Source organism: Arthrobacter saudimassiliensis (assembly GCF_059090665.1).
Window position 1 is genome coordinate 676540 of record NZ_JBNHFX010000002.1, and the last position, 20344, is coordinate 696883.

General features: G+C 71.1%; 16 protein-coding genes and 2 tRNA genes. 1 reads left to right on the forward strand and 17 read right to left on the reverse strand.

Going from position 1 to position 20344, the window contains the following annotated elements; translation table 11 throughout:
* Positions 1 to 21: 21 nt before the first annotated feature.
* On the reverse strand, positions 22 to 1251 hold the full coding sequence (locus AC5RV6_RS10310) for an acyl-CoA dehydrogenase family protein (protein WP_494007211.1): 1230 nt from the start codon (positions 1249 to 1251) through the stop codon (positions 22 to 24).
* Positions 1252 to 1473: 222 nt separating this feature from the next.
* Positions 1474 to 2895: an MDR family MFS transporter gene (locus AC5RV6_RS10315; protein ID WP_494007401.1), complete on the reverse strand. Its 1422-nt coding sequence runs from the start codon at positions 2893 to 2895 to the stop codon at positions 1474 to 1476.
* Between the two features lie 349 nt (positions 2896 to 3244).
* Between AC5RV6_RS10315 and AC5RV6_RS10320 the strand changes: the two genes are divergently transcribed.
* Positions 3245 to 4012 carry a lysoplasmalogenase gene (locus AC5RV6_RS10320; protein WP_494007212.1) on the forward strand — a complete coding sequence of 256 codons (768 nt, stop codon included), beginning with the start codon at positions 3245 to 3247 and terminating at the stop codon, positions 4010 to 4012.
* A gap of 9 nt (positions 4013 to 4021) precedes the next feature.
* Here AC5RV6_RS10320 and AC5RV6_RS10325 read toward each other — a convergent pair whose 3' ends face one another.
* From AC5RV6_RS10325 to AC5RV6_RS10395, 15 genes are all read right to left on the reverse strand, one after another.
* Complete coding sequence (locus AC5RV6_RS10325; RefSeq protein WP_494007213.1) at positions 4022 to 4924, reverse strand: NUDIX domain-containing protein; 903 nt, start codon at positions 4922 to 4924, stop codon at positions 4022 to 4024.
* Between the two features lie 41 nt (positions 4925 to 4965).
* A complete protein-coding gene (locus AC5RV6_RS10330) occupies positions 4966 to 6615 on the reverse strand; it encodes an FAD-dependent oxidoreductase (protein WP_494007214.1) in 1650 nt (549 codons plus the stop codon).
* A gap of 172 nt (positions 6616 to 6787) precedes the next feature.
* Positions 6788 to 6860 (reverse strand) — tRNA-Ala (locus tag AC5RV6_RS10335).
* 4 nt (positions 6861 to 6864) lie between these two features.
* Positions 6865 to 6937, reverse strand: a tRNA-Ala gene (locus AC5RV6_RS10340).
* A 139-nt stretch (positions 6938 to 7076) separates the two neighbouring features.
* Positions 7077 to 7772 (reverse strand): histidine phosphatase family protein, encoded by a 696-nt coding sequence (locus AC5RV6_RS10345; protein ID WP_494007215.1) that lies wholly within the window; start codon positions 7770 to 7772, stop codon positions 7077 to 7079.
* 8 nt (positions 7773 to 7780) lie between these two features.
* Positions 7781 to 8164 (reverse strand): ribosome silencing factor, encoded by a 384-nt coding sequence (rsfS, locus tag AC5RV6_RS10350; protein ID WP_494007216.1) that lies wholly within the window; start codon positions 8162 to 8164, stop codon positions 7781 to 7783.
* Positions 8165 to 8182: 18 nt separating this feature from the next.
* On the reverse strand, positions 8183 to 9856 hold the full coding sequence (locus AC5RV6_RS10355; RefSeq protein WP_494007217.1) for a hypothetical protein: 1674 nt from the start codon (positions 9854 to 9856) through the stop codon (positions 8183 to 8185).
* Positions 9849 to 10550 (reverse strand): nicotinate-nucleotide adenylyltransferase, encoded by a 702-nt coding sequence (gene nadD, locus AC5RV6_RS10360; protein ID WP_494007218.1) that lies wholly within the window; start codon positions 10548 to 10550, stop codon positions 9849 to 9851. Before nadD ends, AC5RV6_RS10355 begins: the two co-directional genes overlap by 8 nt.
* A gap of 38 nt (positions 10551 to 10588) precedes the next feature.
* Complete coding sequence (locus AC5RV6_RS10365; RefSeq protein WP_494007219.1) at positions 10589 to 10819, reverse strand: hypothetical protein; 231 nt, start codon at positions 10817 to 10819, stop codon at positions 10589 to 10591.
* Between the two features lie 128 nt (positions 10820 to 10947).
* Entirely contained in the window at positions 10948 to 12306 is a 1359-nt protein-coding gene (locus AC5RV6_RS10370) for a glutamate-5-semialdehyde dehydrogenase (protein WP_494007220.1), read from the reverse strand.
* 9 nt (positions 12307 to 12315) lie between these two features.
* Positions 12316 to 13617, reverse strand: coding sequence for a glutamate 5-kinase (proB, locus tag AC5RV6_RS10375; protein WP_494007221.1), 1302 nt, complete (start codon positions 13615 to 13617; stop codon positions 12316 to 12318).
* A gap of 50 nt (positions 13618 to 13667) precedes the next feature.
* Complete coding sequence (gene obgE / locus AC5RV6_RS10380; RefSeq protein ID WP_494007222.1) at positions 13668 to 15218, reverse strand: GTPase ObgE; 1551 nt, start codon at positions 15216 to 15218, stop codon at positions 13668 to 13670.
* Positions 15219 to 15321: 103 nt separating this feature from the next.
* Entirely contained in the window at positions 15322 to 15582 is a 261-nt protein-coding gene (gene rpmA / locus AC5RV6_RS10385; protein ID WP_494007223.1) for a 50S ribosomal protein L27, read from the reverse strand.
* A gap of 63 nt (positions 15583 to 15645) precedes the next feature.
* Positions 15646 to 15957, reverse strand: coding sequence for a 50S ribosomal protein L21 (gene rplU, locus AC5RV6_RS10390; RefSeq protein ID WP_494007402.1), 312 nt, complete (start codon positions 15955 to 15957; stop codon positions 15646 to 15648).
* A gap of 384 nt (positions 15958 to 16341) precedes the next feature.
* Positions 16342 to 20064 (reverse strand): Rne/Rng family ribonuclease, encoded by a 3723-nt coding sequence (locus tag AC5RV6_RS10395; protein ID WP_494007224.1) that lies wholly within the window; start codon positions 20062 to 20064, stop codon positions 16342 to 16344.
* Positions 20065 to 20344 lie beyond the last annotated feature (280 nt).

Genomic DNA, 20344 nt, shown 5'->3' on the forward strand with positions numbered 1-20344 from the left:
CGGGCCCCGGCCGGCCCGGCGTCAGGCGAAGGCGGAGAGCCCGGTGATGTGCCGGCCCAGGATCAGCGACTGCATGGAATCGGTTCCCTCGTAGGTGTAGACGACCTCCATGTCGGTCAGGTGCCGGGCCACGTGGTTTTCCAAGAGCAGCCCGTTGCCGCCCATGATGTCGCGGGCTTCGGAACAGATCCAGCGGCCCTGGCGGGCGGCGAACATCTTGGCCATGGACGCCATGGGAGAGGTCAGCTTTCCCTGCTCGGCGAGGTCGTTGAGCCGGAAGCAGGTGAGCTTGATCGCCGTCAGCTGCGCCAGCATGTTCGCCAGCTTGTTCTGCACCAGCTGGAAGCCGGCGATCGGGGCGCCGAACTGGGTGCGCTGCTTGGCGTAGGCCACGGCCAGCTCGTAGGCGGCCTGGGCGTGGCCCAGCGCCTCCCACGCCACTCCCCCGCGGGTGGAGGTCAGCACGGTGTTGACGTCCTTGAAGCTGTTGCTGTTTTCGAGCCGGTTCCCGGCCGGAATCCGCAGGTCCTCAATCACGATGTCCGGCTGCAGCACAGCCCGCTTGCCCATCTTGCCGGTGATCACCGTGGGCGAGAATCCCGCGGGGTGGCTGCCGTCCGCCTCCTTTTCCATGACGAAGCCCTTGACCGCGCCGTCGGCCTCGTCCCGGGCATAGATGATGACGACGTCGGCGAAGCTGGAGTTGCCGATCCAGCGTTTGCGTCCGTTGAGGACATACTCGTCCCCGTCCCGTCGGGCGGTCGTCTCCAGCGACACGGAGTCGGATCCGTGGTCCGGCTCGGTGAGGGCAAAGGCTCCGATTTTCTCCAGCCGCGCCATGGCCGGCAGCCAGCGCTGCTTCTGCTCTTCGCTGCCGAGCATGTCGATGCTGCCCATGGCCAGGCCGGAGTGGACGCCGAAGAAGGTGTAGATGGACCCGTCTCCACGGGCCAGCTCGGCCGCGGTCACCGCCGTCGCCAGCCGGCTCAGGCCGGGGCAGCCGTAGCCGCTGATGGTGCCGCCGGTGATGTTCAGGGCCGCGAGCTTAGGCACCAGTTCGGCGGGGAACTCGGCCCGCTCCCAGTAGCCGTTGATCACCGGCAGCAGCTCGTTGTCCACGAAGGCCCGCACCTTGGCCTGAAGCGCCCGGGTCTCGTCATCGAGCTGGTCATCGAGCAGGTAGAGGTCGGAGTCGACGTCGCCGGCGGCGGCGGGATCGAAGACTGGGCGGGCGGTCTGGGTGACGGTCATCGAAGGCTCCTGCCGGCTAAGGTAACTGATCGCTTAGTTAGTATGACGACCGTCACACCCGGGGTCAAGGGCCGGGCCGGAGCGCTTGGGATCCTCGCACGCAGGGTCTCCGCCCGGCACCGAAGCGACACCGAAGACACAGACGGCGGGGCCCGGGAAACCCGGGCACCGCCGTCCTGCCGTCCGACGCGTCGCCGTCATGGCCGCGTCCGGCGGCTGAAGCTAGTGCGCGAGGGCACCCTCGGGCAGCTCATTGGTGGGCCGGCGCACCAGGAACGATGCGGCCAGGGCCAGCAGCGAGACGACGGCGCCCCAGAAGAACGCCGTGTGCACGCCGTCGGCGGCCGCGCTGACGGCATCGGCGCCGCTGTTCGCCGCCGCCGTCGTACCGGCGGTCATCAGGGTGATGAAGACAGCCGTACCGGCGGCGCCGGCCAGCTGCTGCAGCGTGTTCAGGATTGCGCTGCCGTGCGAGTACAGGGAACGGTCCAGCGAGCCGAGCGCCGAGGTGAACAGCGGCGTGAAGATGAATCCAAGTCCGGAGTTCAGCACGCAGTGCAGGGCGATGACCAGGCCGACGGGGCTGTCCTGGTCCAGCAGGGTCATCCCCCACAGCGAGGCGCTGAGCAGCAGCGCACCGGGGACGACCAGCGGGCGGGGACCGAACCGGTCGAACAGGCCGCCGACGATCGGCGACAGGATCGCCATGACGACTCCGCCGGGCAGCAGGAGCAGGCCGGTGTTCAGCGTGCTCAGGCCCAGGACGTTCTGCAGGTAGAGCGGGAGGACGATCAGCGAGCCGAAGAGCGCCATCATGCTGATCAGCACCATGAGGATGGCCACCACGAAGGGGCGGCTGGCAAAGGTGCGCAGGTCCATCAGGGCCCGGTCGGCGCGCTGCAGCACCAGCTGGCGGACAACGAAGGCGGCCAGTGCGGCAGCGCCGACCGACAGCGGGATCCACAGCGGCATCGGGGCCTCGCCGGCGGCGGCCTCGCCGATGCTGCTCAGCCCGAAGATCAGCCCGCCGAAGGCGAACGTGGAGAGCACGATCGAGAGGATGTCGAAGGGCACCCGCTTGGTGTCGGTCAGGTTCTGCACCTTCAGGGCCCCGAGGACCAGGGAGGCCAGCGCGATCGGGAGCACCAGCCAGAACATCCAGCGCCAGTCCAGCACGTTCAGGATCAGCCCGGAGACGGTGGGGCCGATGGCCGGAGCCACGGCGATGACGATGGAGATGGTGCCCATGATGCGGCCGCGTTTGTGTGCCGGCACCGTGTTGAGCACGGTGGTCATCAGCAGCGGAATCATGATGGCGGTGCCGCTGGCCTGGATGATCCGGCCCGCCAGCAGCGTCTCGAAGCCCGGGGCCAGGGCGGCGAGCAGGGTGCCCGCGCTGAACAGGGACATCGCGGCGATGAACAGGGCACGCATGGTGAAGCGCTGCAGCAGGAAGCCGGTGGCCGGAATCACCACGGCCATGGTCAGCATGAAGCCGGTGGTGAGCCACTGGGCCGTTGCGGCGGTGATCTGCAGGTCAGCCATCAGCCGGGGCAGCGCCACGCTCATGATGGTCTCGTTGAGGATCACCACGAAGGAGGAGACCAGCAGCAGGCCGATGACGGTCTTGGTGCGGGCGTCCATGGTGTCCGGCGCAGGGGCCGGCGCCGGCGCCGCGGCTCCGGGCACGGGCGAAGCGTCGGGATGTGTATCGGTACTCAAAGGGGGAACTGTCCTTCTCAGGGTCGAAAATGGCGGGCGGGCGCCGGCTGGGCGGCGGGACCGTCGTGACGGCTCAGGGACCGTTCCGGCCCAGGCTCCTCAACCGTAACGCGGGCACCTGCCGGTTTCATTCCTTGTGTCTGCAGATGGGAACGTCTCTACAGGTGGGAACGATCACAGCGGCGCGCCCGTGGCGTGTCCCGCCACGATCCTCACTGCGCGTGCGCGACGCCCGGCCTAGGATGGGGCACAACCGACCCGAAGGAGTGCCGTGAGCTCAGTGCCTGCCCGTGAGGTGCCGGCGGACCCGCCGACGAACCCGTGGTGGGGTTTCGCCCCGTTCGCGGCCGCCTCCGCGGTCCACGTCACGGCCCGCTTCGTGGAAGCCGACGACGTCGCCGGCCCCACCAAACTGGTGCTGATGCCGCTGCTGGCCGGCGCGGCGCTCTGGACCCTGCGCGGGCGGAAGGTCGACGGCGCGTCGGTGCTGCTGCTCGGTGCCCTGACCTTCTCCTGGATCGGCGACGGCGCCGGGGCCTTCTTCCCGCAGGCGCCGGAGGTGCCGGTGATGATCGCCGCCTTCGGCGTCGCCCATCTCTGCTGGATCCGCCTGCTGTTCAAACATGCGGCGCCGGGGCCGTTGCCGCGCTGGGCGCTGGTGTTTCCGGTCTGGTGGGCGGGCATGCTTGCGGCGCTGTGGCCCTCGCTGGGTTCCCTGACCGCTGCGGTGGCCCTCTACGGCCTGGTGCTGGGCGGCACGGCGGCGACGGCGGCGCGCTGCGGGCCGCTGGTCGCCGTCGGCGGGCTGCTCTTCCTGGCATCGGACACCGTGCTGGCCTTTCGCATCTTTACTCCCGGGGCCATGCCGGCCTGGACCAGCGCCCTGGTGATGCTGACCTACTGCGCCGGGCAGGGCCTGCTCGTTGCCGGCTACCTGCGCCGGCGGGCACGGCTGCGGACGGAAGCCGCGGCGGAACCCGCCCCGGCCCGGCGACGCGGCCTTCTCGCCCGGCTGCGCCGGACCGCCGCCGCTTCCTAGGCACCGCTGCTAGTACTGCAGCAGTTCCCGCATGCTCCCGGCGCCGATGATCCTGGCGCCGGCGGCACGGCACCGGGCGGCCAGTTCCCGATCGCTGGTGGCCACCGTGACGCTGCGCCCCTGCGCGGCGAGGTCGACGGCCGCCGCCAGGATCGCGTCGTCGCCGGCGGCCTCCGCCCGCCGGACGGTGACGCCGGGAGCGTCGGCCGCGCCGCGGGCCCTGCCTTCCAGCACGACCGTCACCTCCGGGAACCAGGTATCCTCCGGCAGGTCCAAAGCGTCCCCCGGTACGCCGTGCGCGCTGAGCGCCGCTGCCGCCTCCAGCAGCCGCTGCGCAGCCGCCGCGCGGTCCTTCCACCAGCCGTCCGGCACCGAACCGACAATATTGGCCGCGTCGACGACGACGGCGGGCCGGACTCCCAGCAGCCGGCGCAGTTTCTCCCACGAGGATGCGAAGCCGGGGTGCAGCGGCAGGCCGGCAACGTCGTCGGGCGGCACCCAGGCGAGCTCCCGGCTTTCCGGATCGCTGATCACCGGCTCGAAGGGTTCGGTCACGTCGGCCACCACGGTGGCATAAGACCAGACGCCGAGGTCGAGGACGCTCATCAGGCGGGGCCGGACGGAAGCGGAGGGCACCCCGGCTTCCTCCGCTGACTCGCGCAGCGCCGCCGCCAGGGCCGATTCGTGCTCATGGCGGGCGCCGCCGGGCAGCGCCCAGGTGTCACCGTGATGGCTCCACGAGACGCGGTGCTGCAGCAGCACGCCCCGGCCAGGGTCCAGGGCAAGCAGCCCCGCCGCCCCGAACCGGCCCCAGTAGCGTTCCCCGTCCGGGGCCGTGACCCACGCATCGCCGGGATTGCGGGGACCAAAGGGACGGCGCGGCTCACCGGGTGCAGGGGGCTCAATCCTCATGGCCCCCAGCCTGCCATAACCGAACCCCGGTCGGGCGCGGCTCAGGCCGGCTGCCCGGCGAGGTCCTTCGCGGCCGCATATCCGAAGGTCAGCCCCTGGCCGATGGTGGCGCCGGGGCCGGGGTAGACCCGGCCGAACGCATTGCCGGCGGCGTTGCCGATGGCGTACAGCCCGGGGATCACGGATCCGTCCGCCCGCAGGGCCCGGGCCTTTGCATCAGCGCGGATCCCGCCGCAGGTGCCGAGGTCTCCGGGCACCACCTGCACGGCGTAGTACGGCCCGGAATCGATCGGCCCGAGGCACGGGTTGGGGGTGACGGTCGGGTCGCCGTAGTAGCGGTCGTAGGCGCTGTCGCCGCGGCCGAAGTCGTCGTCCCGCCCGGAGTTGGCCAGCAGGTTGAACCGCTCCACGGTCGCCGGCAGATCCGCCATGCCCAGGGACGACGCCAGTTTCTCCAGCGTCGGTTCCTGCTTGGCGATGCCTGCGTCGTACCAGGCTTTGGGCAGCGGCTGGCGGGGAAACAGCCCCGCGCCGAACAGGTACCGGTTGCGGTAACGCTGGTCGAAGATCATCCAGGCCGGAATGTGCGGATCCTCCGCGCTGTGCCTGCCGGTGATGATCTGCCCGGCGGTCATGTAGTTGACCGCTTCGTTCATGAACCGGCGACCGTGGCCGTTGACGATGATCTGGCCCGGCAGTGACCGTTCCGCCAGCAGCGCGCCCGGCTGCGGACCCGGCACCGGGACCGCCGGAAACCACCACGCGGCATCCATGAAGGCCAGGTCGGCGCCGTGGCTTTCGGCAATGGCGACCACGTCTCCCGTGTTGGATTCGGCGCCGAAGCTCCAGGAGCCGTCCACCGACGGTGACTGGTATTTGCCCCGCATCTCGGCATTGCGGTCGAAGCCGCCGGTGGAGAGGATGACGCCGCGCCGCGCTCCGACGGTGACGTTTTCGCCGTCCCGCCGGACGACGACGCCGGCCACTTTCCCGTCCTCGAGCACCAGGTCGGTCAGCGGCGCATTGGTCCAGATCGGCACGCCGGCCGCGCGCAGCCCGGCGAGCAGCCCCGCGGCGAGGGCCTGGCCGCCGGCCAGGTACTCGCGGCCCAGCGCCATTCCGCCCACGCCGAGGCCCATCAGCCGGGCGCCCGTCACCACGCCTTTGGGCGTGCGGGCCACGAGGTTGAGCCATTTGTAGCCCCGGCCGGTGATCGGCATGGGGAACGGCGCGGTCAGCGTCGGGCGGCGCAGGAGGGCACGGTCCTCCCCCAGGACCTTGGCGTCAAAGGGTTTGGGCTCGCAGGCCCGGCCGGTCGCCGAGCCTCCGGGCAGTTCCGGAAAGTAGTCGGCGTACTCCTTCATGAACTGGAACTTCAACGGTGTGGCCCGGCGCAGCAGGTCGACGGCGTCCGGCCCGAGGTCGATATGTGTCTGCCACCGCTCGTCCTCGACCTCGCCCCGGGTGGCGGCCCGGAGGTAGGTACGGATCCGCTCCGGGTCGTCCCGCTGTCCGTTGTCGCGGAGGATGCTGTTGCCCGGTATCCAGAAACCTCCCCCGGAGAGCGAGGTGGAACCGCCCACGTGCGCGGATTTCTCCACGACCAGGACGCTCATTCCCCGGTTGGCGGCCGCCAGGGCCGCGAACATTCCCGTTCCCGCTCCAACCACGATGACATCGACGTCTTCCATGACGCTCCCCCACTCCGAGTGCAGGCTGCGGACGGCCGTCTCCGGTTCAGCGTCTTCGCAGCCGCGCGGCGGGTCCGATGCGACAGGAGTATGTCAGATCGACGAGCGGACGGACAGGAAAATGGGACAACAAAAAAGAGAGGCCCGCGGATGCGGACCTCTCTTCCCGATGTGGAGGTAAGGGGATTCGAACCCCTGACCTTCTGCATGCCATGCAGACGCGCTACCAACTGCGCCATACCCCCGGAGTGGAGCTGAGGGGACTCGAACCCCTGACCCCCTGCATGCCATGCAGGTGCGCTACCAGCTGCGCCACAGCCCCTGAAAAGTACCGTTTGACCGGCCTCCGGTGTGTTGTTTTCTTCGCCCTCCGGCGAAGCAACTCCTCTACTATAGTACAGCCGCCCGGCCGGTGCAAAATCGAACTACAGCGATGCAATTCGGGCGGCTGCGCGGTCCCGCTACGTCTCCTGCGGTGCTGCCGGGGCCTGCACCGGGAGGTCCTCGGGACCGAAGTTGTGCCGGGCGAGCTGCCAGCGCGGTCCGCCTCCGGCGGGGCCGCGCTCATCCAGCAGGCTCCAGTGGGCGTTGGAGACCCCGCCGATCACGGCCCAGGAGTTCTCGGGCAGCTCCAGCAGGGCGCAGATGCCGGCGCGGATAGCTCCGCCGTGGCTGGCCACCACCAGCAGCCCGTCCCCGGGGACACGCTCCAGGGCCTCCCCCACAGCTTCGGCCACCCGCCGGCCGACCTCGGCCCGGGTCTCTCCACCGCCGGCCCGGGCGTCGCTCGCTCCGGCGGACCAGCGGGCCAGCGACTCGCCGTCGTCGGCCGTGATGTCGGCAAAGCTCATGCCCTGCCAGCGCCCGGCCATCGTTTCGCGCAGCCTGGCGTCCAGGTCGACGTCGAGTCCGGCAGCCCTGCCCAGCGCCAGGGCCGTGTCCCGGGCGCGGGCCAGGTCGGAGGAGATGACGACGGCGGGCCGCAGCAGGCGCAGCCGCCGGGCGGCCGCCTCGGCCTGGGCCCTCCCGACGGCGTCCAGCGGAATGTCCAGCTGTCCCTGGAAACGGCCGGCACGGTTCCATTCAGTGCGGCCGTGGCGCCAGAAGAGTACCCGGCGGCCCGTGTTCGCCGGGTCCCAGGGTGAGCGGGAGGCCAACCCCGCGCTTACGAGTCAGCCGACGCTGCGGGCTGTTCCAGCTGCAGGTCGAGAACGGGGCAGTCCTTCCAGAGGCGGTCCAGGGCGTAGAAGACCCGGTCCTCCTCGTGCTGCACATGGACCACGACGTTGGCGTAGTCCAGCAGGACCCAGCGGCCCTCGGAGCGGCCCTCGCGGCGGACCGGCTTCAGCCCGGTCTTGGCGAGTTCCTCTTCCACGGCGTCGACAATGGCGTTGACCTGCCGCTCGTTCGACGCCGAGGCGATCAGGAAGACGTCGGTGATGGCAAGCCGGTCGCTGACGTCAATCGCGATGATGTCGTCGGCCAGCTTGGAGGCCGCGGCGGCGGCAGCCGTCCGGGCGGTCTCGATGGATGTTTCGGTGGCGCTCACATGTCTCCTAGGGTTGCGTCAGCTGCCGAAGCCGCCGACGATCAGCAAGATGCTGGTGACGAGGGCTGCGAACCCTGCACCGGCGAGGCCGAAGGATACCCAGCGCATCCTCCGGGTACGGCCGAGTCCGGCCGTCATGACGTCAAGCGGATCCAGACCGAAGGCGCTGCGCGCTCCGATCGGATGGGCGCCCTGGTCGGGGTCAAGCGGGGCGTTCACCAGGGCGTCGGCCCTGGCAAGGATCCGGGCGTGGCGCGCCTCGGCGGCGGCGTCGGCCGCGGCATCCTTTCCGGCGGGCCGCGGCTGGGACCGCCGGTCCTGGCTGCGGGCCGGCTGCTTGGCCGGAGCCTGCTGCTGCCGATCGGTGACGATCGGGACGTGGGCCGTCGGCGGACGCTTCATCACGGGGCGGTCCATGCCCGGCACCCGGACGAACTCCAGCGGGGTGACCATCGCCAGGTTGTGCGCGGTGGTCGGGTCGTTCGTCTGCGGCCGGCGCTGCTGGTTTTCCTCGGAAAGACGCTGGATGTTCTGCGTGCGCTTGTTCAGCACCGCAGCCCGCTCGGCCAGCGCCTTCTGCTGGGCGAGCAGTTCGAGGTCCACCGAGTAGGGGTCCTCCTTCCGCATCGCCTCCATCATCGCCACCTGGTTGCGGGCCTGGCCCTCCAGTGCCTGGCGCGCCGCCAGGGCCTGTTCCACGCTCATGTTGGCGACGTCGGCGTTTGGATCCTCGTCCGCACCGCCGGTTGCCGACTCCGCAGCGGCGGCGTCACGGGCTGGGGGCTCCTCGGCATTCCGGGCGGCGCGGCCGGACGCTGCGCCATCGCGCTCCGCTGCGTCGCCGGTGACAGGGGCGCCGGCGCGCGCGGCAGGCTTCACCGCGGCGCCGGCGGTGGGGACGGCACCGGAGGACGGGGCCTCCGGCCGTGCCTCTGCGGCGCCGGCTGCCGTGCCCGCGCCTTCAGCGGCCCGGCCGGCCTCAGCCAGGCGGCGGGCGCGGCGGCTGGGTGCCGCCTTCGGCGAACCCGCCTGCGCTGCCTTCGCCGAACCCGGATCCTTTGCCGTAGCGGGATCCTTCGACGTACCTGGCGCGGACCTGGGCTGCTCGACGGCGGCATCGCCGCGTGCGGCTGCGGCCCGGGGGCTGTGGGCCGGCGCCTTCGGGGCTGCTGCCTTCGCGGCGGGCGCGGCCGGTCCGCTGTCCGATGCCACGCGGGTGCTGCGCGCTGCAGCCTTCGGGGCTGCTGCCTTCGCGGCCGGCGCGGCCGGTCCGCCGTCCGATGCCGGCCGGGCGCTGCGCGCTGGAGCCTTCGGGGCCGCTGCCTTCGCCGCCGGCGCGGCTTCGGGACCGGAGGAACCTTCGGCGGGGGTACCGGCGGCAGTTCCGGAGGTGCGGCGCCGGCCGGGAGCCGATGCCGCCTCCTGGTCCTGCGTAGTCTGCCGGTCCTGCGACGCCTCCTGCGCCGCGCGCTGCTGCTGCAGCCGAAGCTGTCGGCGCGTGGGCGGCGCGGCGGATTCCGCGGCCGGCTTCGGCTGGTTCTCGGTGAGCGCCTTGTAGGCCCTCAGGGCCTCGCGGTCCCTGGCGCGCTGCTGGGATTCCCGCTCCGGGGCGGGCCTGCCAGCGTCCGCCGGTACGTCAGCCGCCCGACGGCTTCGCCGTGGTGCGTCTACGGACTCTGGACCGTTAGTCATTTCCTACCCATCCGCTATCTGTCGCTTGGAGCTGCTGGTTGGCTGTGTCGCTGGCGGCTGCACGCGGGGCCGGATCCGGATCCGGCGCATACAGCCGGTGCTTGGCAATGTACTGCACGACGCCGTCGGGCACGAGGTACCAGACCGGCTGGCCGGCGGCGACGCGCTGCCTGCAGTCGGTGGAGGAGATCGCCATGGCGGGGACCTCCAGCAGGCTCACATCCTCGCGTCCCATGTTCTGCAGCTCATGGCCCGGACGCGTCACTCCCACGAAGTGGGCCAGGGACCACAGCTCGCCGATGTCCTTCCAGGACAGGATCTGCGCCATCGCGTCCGCCCCGGTGATGAAGTACAGCTCGGCGTCCGGCCGGGCCTGCCGCAGGTCCCGAAGCGTGTCGATGGTGTACGTCGGCCCGGGCCGGTCGATGTCGACCCGGCTCACGGTGAAGCGCGGGTTCGATGCCGTGGCCACGACCGTCATCAGGTAACGGTGTTCGGCGGGGCTGACCACCTGGTCCGACTTGTGCCACGGCTCGCCGGTGGGCACGAAGACCACCTCGTCCAGGTCGAACTCCGCCGCCACCTCGCTGGCGGCCACCAGGTGGCCGTGATGGATCGGGTCGAAGGTCCCGCCCATCACGCCCAGGCGGAACGGCCGGGACCGGCCGTCCGCGCCGTCGCGCCTGGCATCCATATGGAAAACTGTTCCTGCTTTATCCACCGCGGCCGGTGTCAGCCTTCGATGCCCTGGCCGTGGTCATGCTTGTTGGTGAACTGGCGCTGCGGGTCCACGTGCTCGGCGGTGGCCTCGTGGCGGTGGCCCAGGCTGGTGAACATGACCGTGGCCAGCATCAGGACCAGGAAGATCCCGAAGATGATGCCGCCGTAGGCGTAGGCGGACATCGGCAGCTCGACGTGCCCTTCGGAAGCCGCGGTCACGGCGCTGGAAAGCTGGATCAGCATGGATCTCCCCTTGAGAAGTATCTGTCGGGCCGGTTTCCCGGCATGGTGTCTTTACCAATGGTAGCCGCCCGGCAGGCGGGAACCGGCCCGGAGCGCCTGCACAGGCCGGCCCGGGCCGGGTTCGGGCCTCAGCCGCGCACGTGCCCGTCGCCCTGCACGATCCACTTGGTGGTGGTCAGTTCCGTCAGGCCCATCGGCCCGCGTGCGTGCATTTTCTGGGTGGAGATGCCCACCTCGGCGCCGAGTCCGAACTGCCCGCCGTCGGTGAACCGGGTGGAGGCGTTGACGATCACGGCCGCCGAGTCGATCTCCGCGATGAAGCGTTCGGCCTGGGCCAGGTCATTGGTGAGGATGGCCTCGGTGTGGCCGGTGGACCAGCGCCGGATATGCTCCAGCGCTTCATCCATGTCATCGACCATCGCGACGGCGAGGTCGAGGTCCATGTACTCACGGCCCCAGTCCTCCTCGGAGGCGGGCACTGATTCCGTCCCGTCGGGCAGCAGTGCCGCCACCCGCTCGTCCACGTGCAGCCGGACGCCGGCGCCGGCCAGCGCGGCGAGCACATCCGGGGCGGCGGCGGCGTCGCGGTGCAGGAGCAGGGTCTCCACGGTGTTGCAGACGCTGGGCCGCTGGGTCTTGGCGTTGAGCAGGATCGGCACCGCCATCTCGGCCGGGGCGGAGGCGTCCAGGTAGATGTGGACGTTGCCCTCCCCCGTTTCGATGACGGGCACGGCGGCGTTGGCCACCACGGTCTGGATCAGGTCACGGCCGCCGCGGGGAATGAGCACGTCGACCTTCCCGCGCGCCTTCATCAGCACGTTGGCCCCGCTCCGGCCGTACTGGTCGATGCTCTGCACCGCGTCGGCCGGGAGGCCGGCGGCCTCAAGGGCGTCACGGATGATCTCCACCAGCACGGCGTTGGTGCGTCCGGCCGCGCTGCCGCCGCGCAGGATGACGGCGTTGCCGCTCTTCAGCGCCAGGCCGGCGATGTCGACGGTGACGTTGGGGCGGGCCTCATAGATGGCGGCCACGACGCCGAGGGGCACGTGCACCTGGCGCAGCCGCAGGCCGTTGGGCAGGGTCTGTCCGCGGGCCACGGTGCCGACCGGATCCGGCAGCCCGGCGAGCATCTTCAGGGCGTCGGCGAGCCCGCCGATGCGCTCCTGCGTCAGGGTGAGGCGGTCCAGCAGGGCGGCGGAGGTGCCGTTGCTCCGCCCCGCTTCCAGGTCCTGGGCGTTGGCGGCAAGGATGCGGTCCTGCCCGGCCAGCACGCGGCGGGCGATCTCTTCCAGGGCCGCATCTTTGCGCGCGCGGGTGGCGCGGGCCAGCCTGCGCGAGGCGGTGCGGGCGGCGTCGGCGACGGCCAGGACCCCCGCTTCGATGCCGTCGGCGCCCTCGGCCGGTTCGCGGGTCTCGACTCCGTCGGAGGCGGCGGCGGCTTCCTCGGCGGCGTTTTCGGCTGCGGCTGTGGAGGTGTTCACGGTCATGCTCCCAGTCTAGTTGGCGGTCGGTGCGTCGGCGGGGGCAGGCGCGGTATCCGGCAGGCCCGCCGGCTCGCGGGACGGGTTCTCCGGGGCCGCCGACAGGGCATCGGCGTGCCGGCTGCCCGGCAGCACCACGAGGTCGTTCACGTGCACCACCGCCCGGTCGTAGCTGCGCCCGCGTTCCTGTGAGAGTTCCCGGGTGGAGCGTCCGAGCATGGCGGGCAGTTCGTCGGAACCGTAGTTGGTCAGCCCGTGGGCGACGACGACGCCGCGGCTGTCCGCCAGGGCCACCGGATCGCCGGGCTCGAAGCTGCCGCGGACCTCGGTGATGCCCGCTGCCAGCAGCGAGCGGCGCCGCTGGCCTACGGCCTTGACCGCGCCGTCGTCGAGCACCAGGGTGCCGCGGATGCGGGCGAGGTGGGCGAGCCAGAGCAGCCGGATGGGCTGGCGCCGGCCGCGGGTGCTGAACCAGGTGCCGACGTCCTCGCCGGCCAGGGCCGCCGCCGCGTTGGCGGTGGAGGTGACCAGCGCCGGAATGCCTGAGGCCGCGGCGATGGTGGCGGCCTCCACCTTGGTGACCATGCCGCCGGTTCCGGTGCCGGCACGGCCGACCTTGCCGATCCGTACGTCCTCCAGGTCCTTGGGGCCGGTGACCTCCGGGATGCGGACGGCGCCGGCGGACGGCGGGCCGTCGTAGAGGGCGTCGACGTCGGAGAGCAGGATCAGCGCGTCGGCCTTTACCAGGTGCGCCACCAGGGCCGCGAGGCGGTCGTTGTCGCCGAACCGGATCTCATGGCTGGCCACCGTGTCGTTCTCGTTCACGATGGGCAGGACGCCGAAGTTCAGCAGCCGTTCCATGGCCCGGTGCGCGTTGGTGTGGGTGGAGCGGCGCATCAGGTCCTCCACGGTGAGCAGGACCTGGCTGACGGTGACGCCGTGCCGGCTGAAGAACTCGTTGTAGCGGGCCATGAGCAGGCCCTGGCCCACGCTCGCGGCGGCCTGCTGGGTGGAGAGGTGGCTGGGCCGTTTCGTCAGGCCCAGCGGGGCCAGTCCGGCGCTGATCGCCCCGGAGGAGACGAAGATGATCTCGGTGCCCTGCCGGTGGCGTGCGGACAGGACGGCGGCCAGCTGCTGCAGCGCGTCGTCGGAAATGCCGCCTGCCACCGAGGTCAGGGAGGAGGAGCCCACCTTGACCACGATGCGGCGGGCACGGGCCAGCCCGGCGCGGGACTTCAAAGGGCGGCGCTTCTCCGGTACCGCCGTCGCGGCGGCGGGCGCGGGTGCTGTCTGGTCTGTGTGTGCGTTATCAGTCATGACCAGACCAGCCTATGCCCCGGCTCCGGGGAGCCGGGGCATTGTGAAGCCTAGTCGTCCCCGTCCGCTGCCCCGCGGTTCAGGGATTCGGTCCAGATCCCGGCGCGCCGCTCCTCTTCCAGCTCGGCCCGGGCCGCGGCGCGGGCGTCCTTGCGCTGCTGGTAGTCCTCGCGCTTTTCGGCGCGGGTGGGCCGGGAGAAGTCCTCGATGCGGATGTCCGAGCCGCGCGGGGAGGCGGCCAGCAGTTCCGCCCCGGCAGCCATGGTGGGCTCCCAGTCGAAGATGACGGCATCGTCCTCGCCGATGACGACGGCGTCGCCCGGAGTGGCGCCGGCCTTGAACAGCCCGTCCTCCACGCCCAGCTTGGCAAGCCGGTCGGCGAGGTAGCCCACGGCCTCGTCGTTGGTGAAGTCCGTCTGCTGCACCCAGCGCACCGGCTTGTCGCCAAGGACCCGCCACAGCGGCTCCAGGTTGCGCTCTTCGCGCCGGATGGTGAAGTCCTTCTTGTTGACCGCCCGGGGACGCAGCACCTCCGGCTGCACCTTGACCGGCGCCACGCTGCGCTGTTCACGGGCCTCACGGACGATCCGCGCCATGGCGAAGCCCAGTTCCCGCAGCCCTTCATGGCTGGCTGCGGAAACCTCGAAGACCTGGTAGCCGCGGCGTTCGAGCTCCGGGCGGACGTATTCGGCCATTTCCCGGCCGTCCAGGGTGTCGACCTTGTTCAGCGCGACCAGGCGCGGACGCTCGTTCAGCGGCACGGCTTCACCCTCGGCGTAGGACATGTCCACTTCGTACTTGCCCAGTTCGCCCTCGATGATGTCGAGGTCGGTCAGCGGGTCGCGGTCCGTTTCCAGGGTGGCGCAGTCCAGGACGTGCACCAGGGCGGCGCATCGCTCGACGTGGCGGAGGAAGTTGTGGCCCAGGCCGCGGCCCTCGGAGGCGCCTTCGATCAGGCCGGGCACGTCCGCCACGGTGAAGCGGACATCACCTGCTTCGACGACACCCAGGTTCGGCACCAGGGTGGTGAACGGGTAGTCGGCAATCTTGGGGCGGGCCGCGGACATGGCGGCGATCAGGGAGGACTTGCCGGCGGACGGGAAGCCGACCAGGGCAATGTCGGCGATCGACTTCAGCTCGAGGATGATGTCGCGTTCCTCGCCCGGCAGGCCGAGCAGCGCGAAGCCGGGGGCCTTGCGCTTCTGGGACGACAGGGCGGAGTTGCCCAGCCCGCCCTGCCCGCCGGCGGCGGCAATGAACTCCGCGCCTTCACCGACCAGGTCGGCCAGGACCTCGCCGGAACGGGACTTCACCACGGTGCCCTCGGGCACCGGCAGCACCAACGGCTCCCCCGTCTTGCCGGCGCGCCAGTCGCCCATTCCGCCGCCGCCGTTGCCGGCGTGCCGGTGCGGGGTGTGGTGGTAGTCGAGCAGGGTGGTGACCTGGGGATCAACCCGCAGGATGACGTCCCCGCCATGGCCGCCGTTGCCGCCGTCGGGACCGCCGAGCGGCTTGAACTTCTCGCGCTTGACGGACACGCAGCCGTGACCACCCGTACCGCCGGTTACGTGCAGTACAACACGGTCTACAAAGCTGGCCATAGTTCTCCTTCAAGGGCCTGGGGGGATAACGCCAAGTCTACTCGGCTTAAAACACGACGGGGCGGGCCATTCGGCCCGCCCCGTCGACAAAGCTGGAAGTGGATTACTCCGCGGCAGCTGCCACGATGTTCACCACGCGGCGGCCACGACGGCTGCCGAACTCGACTGCGCCCGCCTCGAGGGCGAACAGGGTGTCGTCACCGCCACGGCCGACGCCGGCGCCGGGGTGGAAGTGGGTGCCGCGCTGGCGGACGAGGATCTCGCCGGCCTTGACGACCTGGCCGCCGAAGCGCTTCACGCCGAGGTACTGTGCGTTCGAGTCGCGGCCGTTGCGAGTAGAGCTCGCACCTTTCTTATGTGCCATTTTCTATGCCTGCCTTTGCTCTGGCTGAACTGGAAACCGGGTGCCGGCGGACCGGCAGCGGAATCAGGAGTTGATGGAGGTGACCTTGACCTTGGTCAGTGCCGAGCGGTAGCCCTGGCGCTTCTTGTAGCCGGTCTTGTTCTTGAACTTCTGGATGACGATCTTCGGACCGCGGAGGTTTTCGACGACCTCGGCAGTCACGGTGACCTTGGCCAGGTCCTGGGCGGAGGAGGTGACCTTGTCGCCATCAACCAAAAGCAGGGCAGGCAGCTCAAAAGTGCTGCCGGCTCCACCGGGGACGCGGTCCAGGGTCACGAGGTCTCCAACGGAAACCTTTTCTTGGCGGCCGCCGGCGCGGACAATCGCGTACACCACTTGGGAACTCACTTCTCTCGACGTCTAAATACTTTGGATGCGCTTCCGGCCGGACTCTGAAGGTGATGTCCGGCTGCGCAATGCAGTTACGCCTGACCCGTCTACGGCCGGAAGGCGTTCGCACCGAGGTTCAAGATTACGCTAAGCACTGCGGAACCCGCAAATGCACGGCACACCCGGCGCGCCGCGGAGGGCGGCGAACTGCTTGGGGTACAACTCTATCCTACTTTCGGCCTGCTTCCCGCCGGGCCCCGGCGCCAGGCCGCAGGAGGGCCGCAGGAGGGCCGCACGCAGGCCGCTGGCATGCCGTTAAACGCAGCAGGCGCACCGCCGATGCGGTGCGCCTGCTGCGGCCGGGTCCACGGGGGAAACCGGACCGGCTGCCTACAGTTCGGACGCCGGCACGCCCACGCCCAGGATGACCGGCGCTGCGGCCTTCTGCGGCTCCGCGGCGGGTGCCGGTGCACCCTGCCCTGCGGCCGCGACACGGCGGGTACCCTCGCCCGTGGCCTCAGCGGCCGCGGTTTCGATGCGGACGGCGTCGCCGGAGCCCTGCGGGCTGCTGGCGGCACGGCGGCGGCGACGGGCCGGCCGGGCGCCGTCGCCGGCTCCGGAGCCGGCCGGTTCCGGAGCGTCGGCCGGCTTCGCTGCGGCCGCGCCCTCAGCGGAGGGCTGCCGGCCGGCGGACGCCGGCTCCGCAGCGTCGTCGGCCGCGGGTGCCGCCGGCTGCTCGGAGCCGCTGCGCGGAGCCACCACGTCGAAGGCTTCGGTGAGGCTCTCCAGGGTCAGGGCAGGCTCGGCCGGCGGGCGGCGGCGGCGCTCACGACGCGGCACCACGACGGTTTCACCCTGGATCCGCAGCACCGGACCCTCGGCAACCGGTGCCTCGTCCCCTGCAGGCTCCCCGGGAGCGTCTGCGGTGGGCTCAGGCGCCGGTGCATCCGCGGAGGGGGCGGCTGCATCCCGGTCCCGCCGCCGGCCGCGGCGGCCGCGGTCACGGCGCCCCTCCGGCCGGTCGGCGTCGCCGTTGCGGTCGGCGTCGTCCCCGCGGTCCTGTGCCTGCTCGGCGGAAGGATCGGCGGAGTCCTGCTCCTGGCCGGGTTCATGCGCAGCGGCTGCTGCCGCTGCGATGGTGGCCAGGGCGGCCCGGGCGGCGGCGGCCTTGGCCTTGGCCTCCGGGTCTTCGGCCTCGGCCTTCGGCTCGGCGTCGGCCTGGACGGGCTGGGCCGGTGCCGCGACGGGCTCCTTGCGGCCCTTGCGCCGGCGGTCGCCGCGGGACTGCTTTTCCTGCTTCAGGTGGTGCTGGTGGTTGTCCTCCGAGACGGCGTGCCGGCGGTGTTCCACCGGAACGTCCTGGGTGACGACGCCGCGGCCGTCGCAGTGCTCGCAGGTTTCCCCGAAGACCTCCAGCAGGCCGGTGCCCATCCGCTTGCGCGTCATCTGGACCAGGCCGAGCGAGGTGACCTCGGCCACCTGGTGCTTGGTGCGGTCCCGGCCCAGGCATTCGACGAGCCGACGCAGCACCAGGTCGCGGTTGGCTTCAAGGACCATGTCGATGAAGTCGATGACGATGATGCCGCCGATGTCGCGCAGCCGCAGCTGGCGGACGACCTCCTCAGCGGCCTCAAGGTTGTTCTTGGTGACGGTTTCCTCGAGGTTGCCGCCGCTGCCGGTGAACTTGCCGGTGTTCACGTCCACCACGGTCATGGCTTCGGTCCGGTCGATGACCAGCGAACCGCCGGAGGGCAGGAACACCTTGCGTTCGAGCGCCTTGGCGATCTGTTCGTCGATGCGGTGGACGGCGAAGATGTCCTCCTCGGAGGTCCACTTCTCCAGCCGGTCGACGAGGTCGGGCGCCACGTAGGTCACATAGGCCTCGATGGTGTCCCAGGCTTCCTCGCCGGAGACGATGAGCTTGGAGAAGTCCTCGTTGAAGACGTCGCGGACGACCTTGATGGTCAGGTCCGGCTCGCCGTAGAGCAGCTCCGGCGGCAGGGTCTTGGTCGACTTGGACTTGGCCTCGATCTGTTCCCACTGCGCGCGGAGCCGGTTGATGTCATTCATCAGCTCCTCTTCGGAGGCACCCTCGGCCGCCGTGCGGACGATAACGCCGGCGTTCTGCGGCAGGTGGTCCTTGAGGATCTTCTTCAGCCGCGCCCGTTCGGTGTCCGGCAGCTTGCGGGAGATGCCGGTCATGGAGCCGCCGGGAACGTACACGAGGTAGCGTCCGGGCAGCGAGATCTGGCTGGTCAGCCGGGCGCCCTTGTGGCCCACGGGGTCCTTGGTGACCTGCACCAGGACGGAATCCCCGGACTTCAGCGCCAGCTCGATCCGGCGCGGCTGGCCGTCCAGGCCTGCGGCGTCCCAGTTGACTTCGCCGGCGTACAGGACGGCGTTGCGGCCGCGGCCGATGTCCACGAAGGCCGCTTCCATGCTCGGCAGCACGTTCTGGACCTTGCCCACGTACACGTTGCCGATCAGCGAGTCCTGCTGGGTGTTGGAGACGAAGTGCTCGGCCAGCACGCCGTCCTCGAGGACGCCGATCTGGATCCTGTCGCCGCGCTGGCGGACGACCATCTGCCGGTCCACCGATTCGCGGCGGGCCAGGAACTCGGCCTCGGTGATGATGTGGCGGCGGCGGCCGGACTCGCGGGATTCGCGGCGGCGCTGCTTCTTGGCCTCCAGCCGGGTCGAGCCCTTCACGCTGGTCACCCGGTCGGTGGGAGGGGCGTCCGCGTGGGCGCGGGGGGCCCGGACGCGGGTCACCGTGTTGGGCGGATCGTCATCGCTTCCACCGGTGAGCTCCAGGTCCGCCTCGCCGCGGCGGCGGCGACGGCGGCGGCGCGACGTCACGCCGTCCTGGCCCTCCTCGGGCCCGCTTCCGGTTTCAGCGCCATCCGTTGCCGGGGCTGCCTCGGCGTCTGCCTCTGCCCTGGTGCGGCCACGCCGACGACGGCGGCGGCGGCCGGCCTCGGAAGTATCCTCCTCGGCGTCCTCCTCCGGCTCGGGCGCCTCATCCGCGGGCGTCCGGACCACGGTCAGGTCGGGGGCATGGAAGAGCGGAATGGTCGGGTCCTGCGGCAGGGCGAAGGGATCCAGGAAACCGGGTGCCGAGGTGTCCTCCTCCGGTGCCTCCTCCGGCTGCCGTTCCCCGGGCTGTTCGCCTGCGGGGGCAGCGGTGCCGGCGGCGGCGGCATCCGCGGCCGGCGTGGCGGCAGCGTCTGCCTCCGGGCTTTCGGCTGCGGCGGCTTCCTTCCGGGCACGCGTGCCGGCGCTCCGCCGGCGGGATGCCCGGACGGGCTTCTCAGATGCCTGGCCGTCGGAGGCGGCACCGCCCGTTGCGGCTGCTGCGGCCGGTGCGTCGGCATCGAGGCCGGCGGCTTCCGCGGCGGCGGATCCCGGAGCAGCGACGGTATCGTCGGCGGCTGCTGCGGCGGCGGTCGCGGCCGGGTCCACGTTCTGGGCGGCGGCGTCGTCGGCCTCGATGCTGCCCTCGGCGGGCTTCGGCGATTCGGCCTTGGCCGAGGGGCGGCGCCGGCGGGTTGTCTTCTTGGCGGGGACCACGCCTGCGGCCTCGGCCGCGGGTGATTCCGGTGCGGCGACGGTGTCGTCGGCGGCTGCCTGGGCGGCGGCCGTCACGGTCCCGGCCGGGGAGGCCTCCTGTTCCGGCGCCTGTGCAGCGGGGGCCGGCGCATCGACGGCGGCGCGGGAGGCGGGAGCGCCGGCAGCGGCACTGCTGCGCCGCGGAGTCCGTGTCCGCTTCGGCTTCTGCACCGTGGTGTCGGCAGGCGCACCGGCTTCCTGAGCCGCGTCGGCGTCCTGGACTGCAGCTGTCTCCTGAGCGGTGTCGGATGTCAGGGCCGACTCCGCAGCAGGGGTTCCGCCGGACGCCTCAGCGGCGGCGTCGCTGTTCACGGTGCCCTCCGCATCGGCGGGGCCTTCGGGCGCCACGGCCTTGCGGCGGGTTCGGGCAGCCCGCTTGCGGGGCGGGGCCTTTGCCTCGGCTTCAGCGGGGGCTTCAGCCGGCGCGGCTGCCGTGTCGGTCTGCCCGCTGTCACCCGTCGGTTCGAGTTCCGCTGCTTTTTCTGTTGTGTCTTCGGTAGTCATCTAGCGTGCACTCCGGCCCCTGCGGCACTGGCCACATTCCAATGCCCAGGGGCAATGTAAATCGGCTGGGGCGTCATGGCCCGCCGGAAGTCATCCAATTGCCGACCGGGGCTCGCGCCATCTGCAGGCGCGGTCTCTCCCGACGACCAGCGGCGCTTTTCCTGCTACCGGCACGGAACGCTCTCGTTTCGGCTTGTATCTGGTAGGTCTGCCCGGCGGATCCCCGGCGGCCCACCCGGATTGGTGGGCAGCATGCTCGGGAAGCGTCGCCGGCAGAACC

Excerpts from the sequence above, each read along its gene's own strand:
- AC5RV6_RS10310 (WP_494007211.1), bottom strand. The coding sequence starts at position 1,251 with ATGACCGTCACCCAGACCGCCCGCCCAGTCTTCGATCCCGCCGCCGCC.
- AC5RV6_RS10315 (WP_494007401.1), bottom strand. The coding sequence starts at position 2,895 with ATGGACGCCCGCACCAAGACCGTCATCGGCCTGCTGCTGGTCTCCTCC.
- AC5RV6_RS10325 (WP_494007213.1), bottom strand. The coding sequence starts at position 4,924 with ATGAGGATTGAGCCCCCTGCACCCGGTGAGCCGCGCCGTCCCTTTGGT.
- AC5RV6_RS10330 (WP_494007214.1), bottom strand. The coding sequence starts at position 6,615 with ATGGAAGACGTCGATGTCATCGTGGTTGGAGCGGGAACGGGAATGTTC.
- AC5RV6_RS10355 (WP_494007217.1), bottom strand. The coding sequence starts at position 9,856 with ATGACTAACGGTCCAGAGTCCGTAGACGCACCACGGCGAAGCCGTCGG.
- nadD (WP_494007218.1), bottom strand. The coding sequence starts at position 10,550 with ATGGATGCCAGGCGCGACGGCGCGGACGGCCGGTCCCGGCCGTTCCGC.
- AC5RV6_RS10365 (WP_494007219.1), bottom strand. The coding sequence starts at position 10,819 with ATGCTGATCCAGCTTTCCAGCGCCGTGACCGCGGCTTCCGAAGGGCAC.
- AC5RV6_RS10370 (WP_494007220.1), bottom strand. The coding sequence starts at position 12,306 with ATGACCGTGAACACCTCCACAGCCGCAGCCGAAAACGCCGCCGAGGAA.
- proB (WP_494007221.1), bottom strand. The coding sequence starts at position 13,617 with ATGACTGATAACGCACACACAGACCAGACAGCACCCGCGCCCGCCGCC.
- obgE (WP_494007222.1), bottom strand. The coding sequence starts at position 15,218 with ATGGCCAGCTTTGTAGACCGTGTTGTACTGCACGTAACCGGCGGTACG.
- rpmA (WP_494007223.1), bottom strand. The coding sequence starts at position 15,582 with ATGGCACATAAGAAAGGTGCGAGCTCTACTCGCAACGGCCGCGACTCG.
- AC5RV6_RS10395 (WP_494007224.1), bottom strand. The coding sequence starts at position 20,064 with ATGACTACCGAAGACACAACAGAAAAAGCAGCGGAACTCGAACCGACG.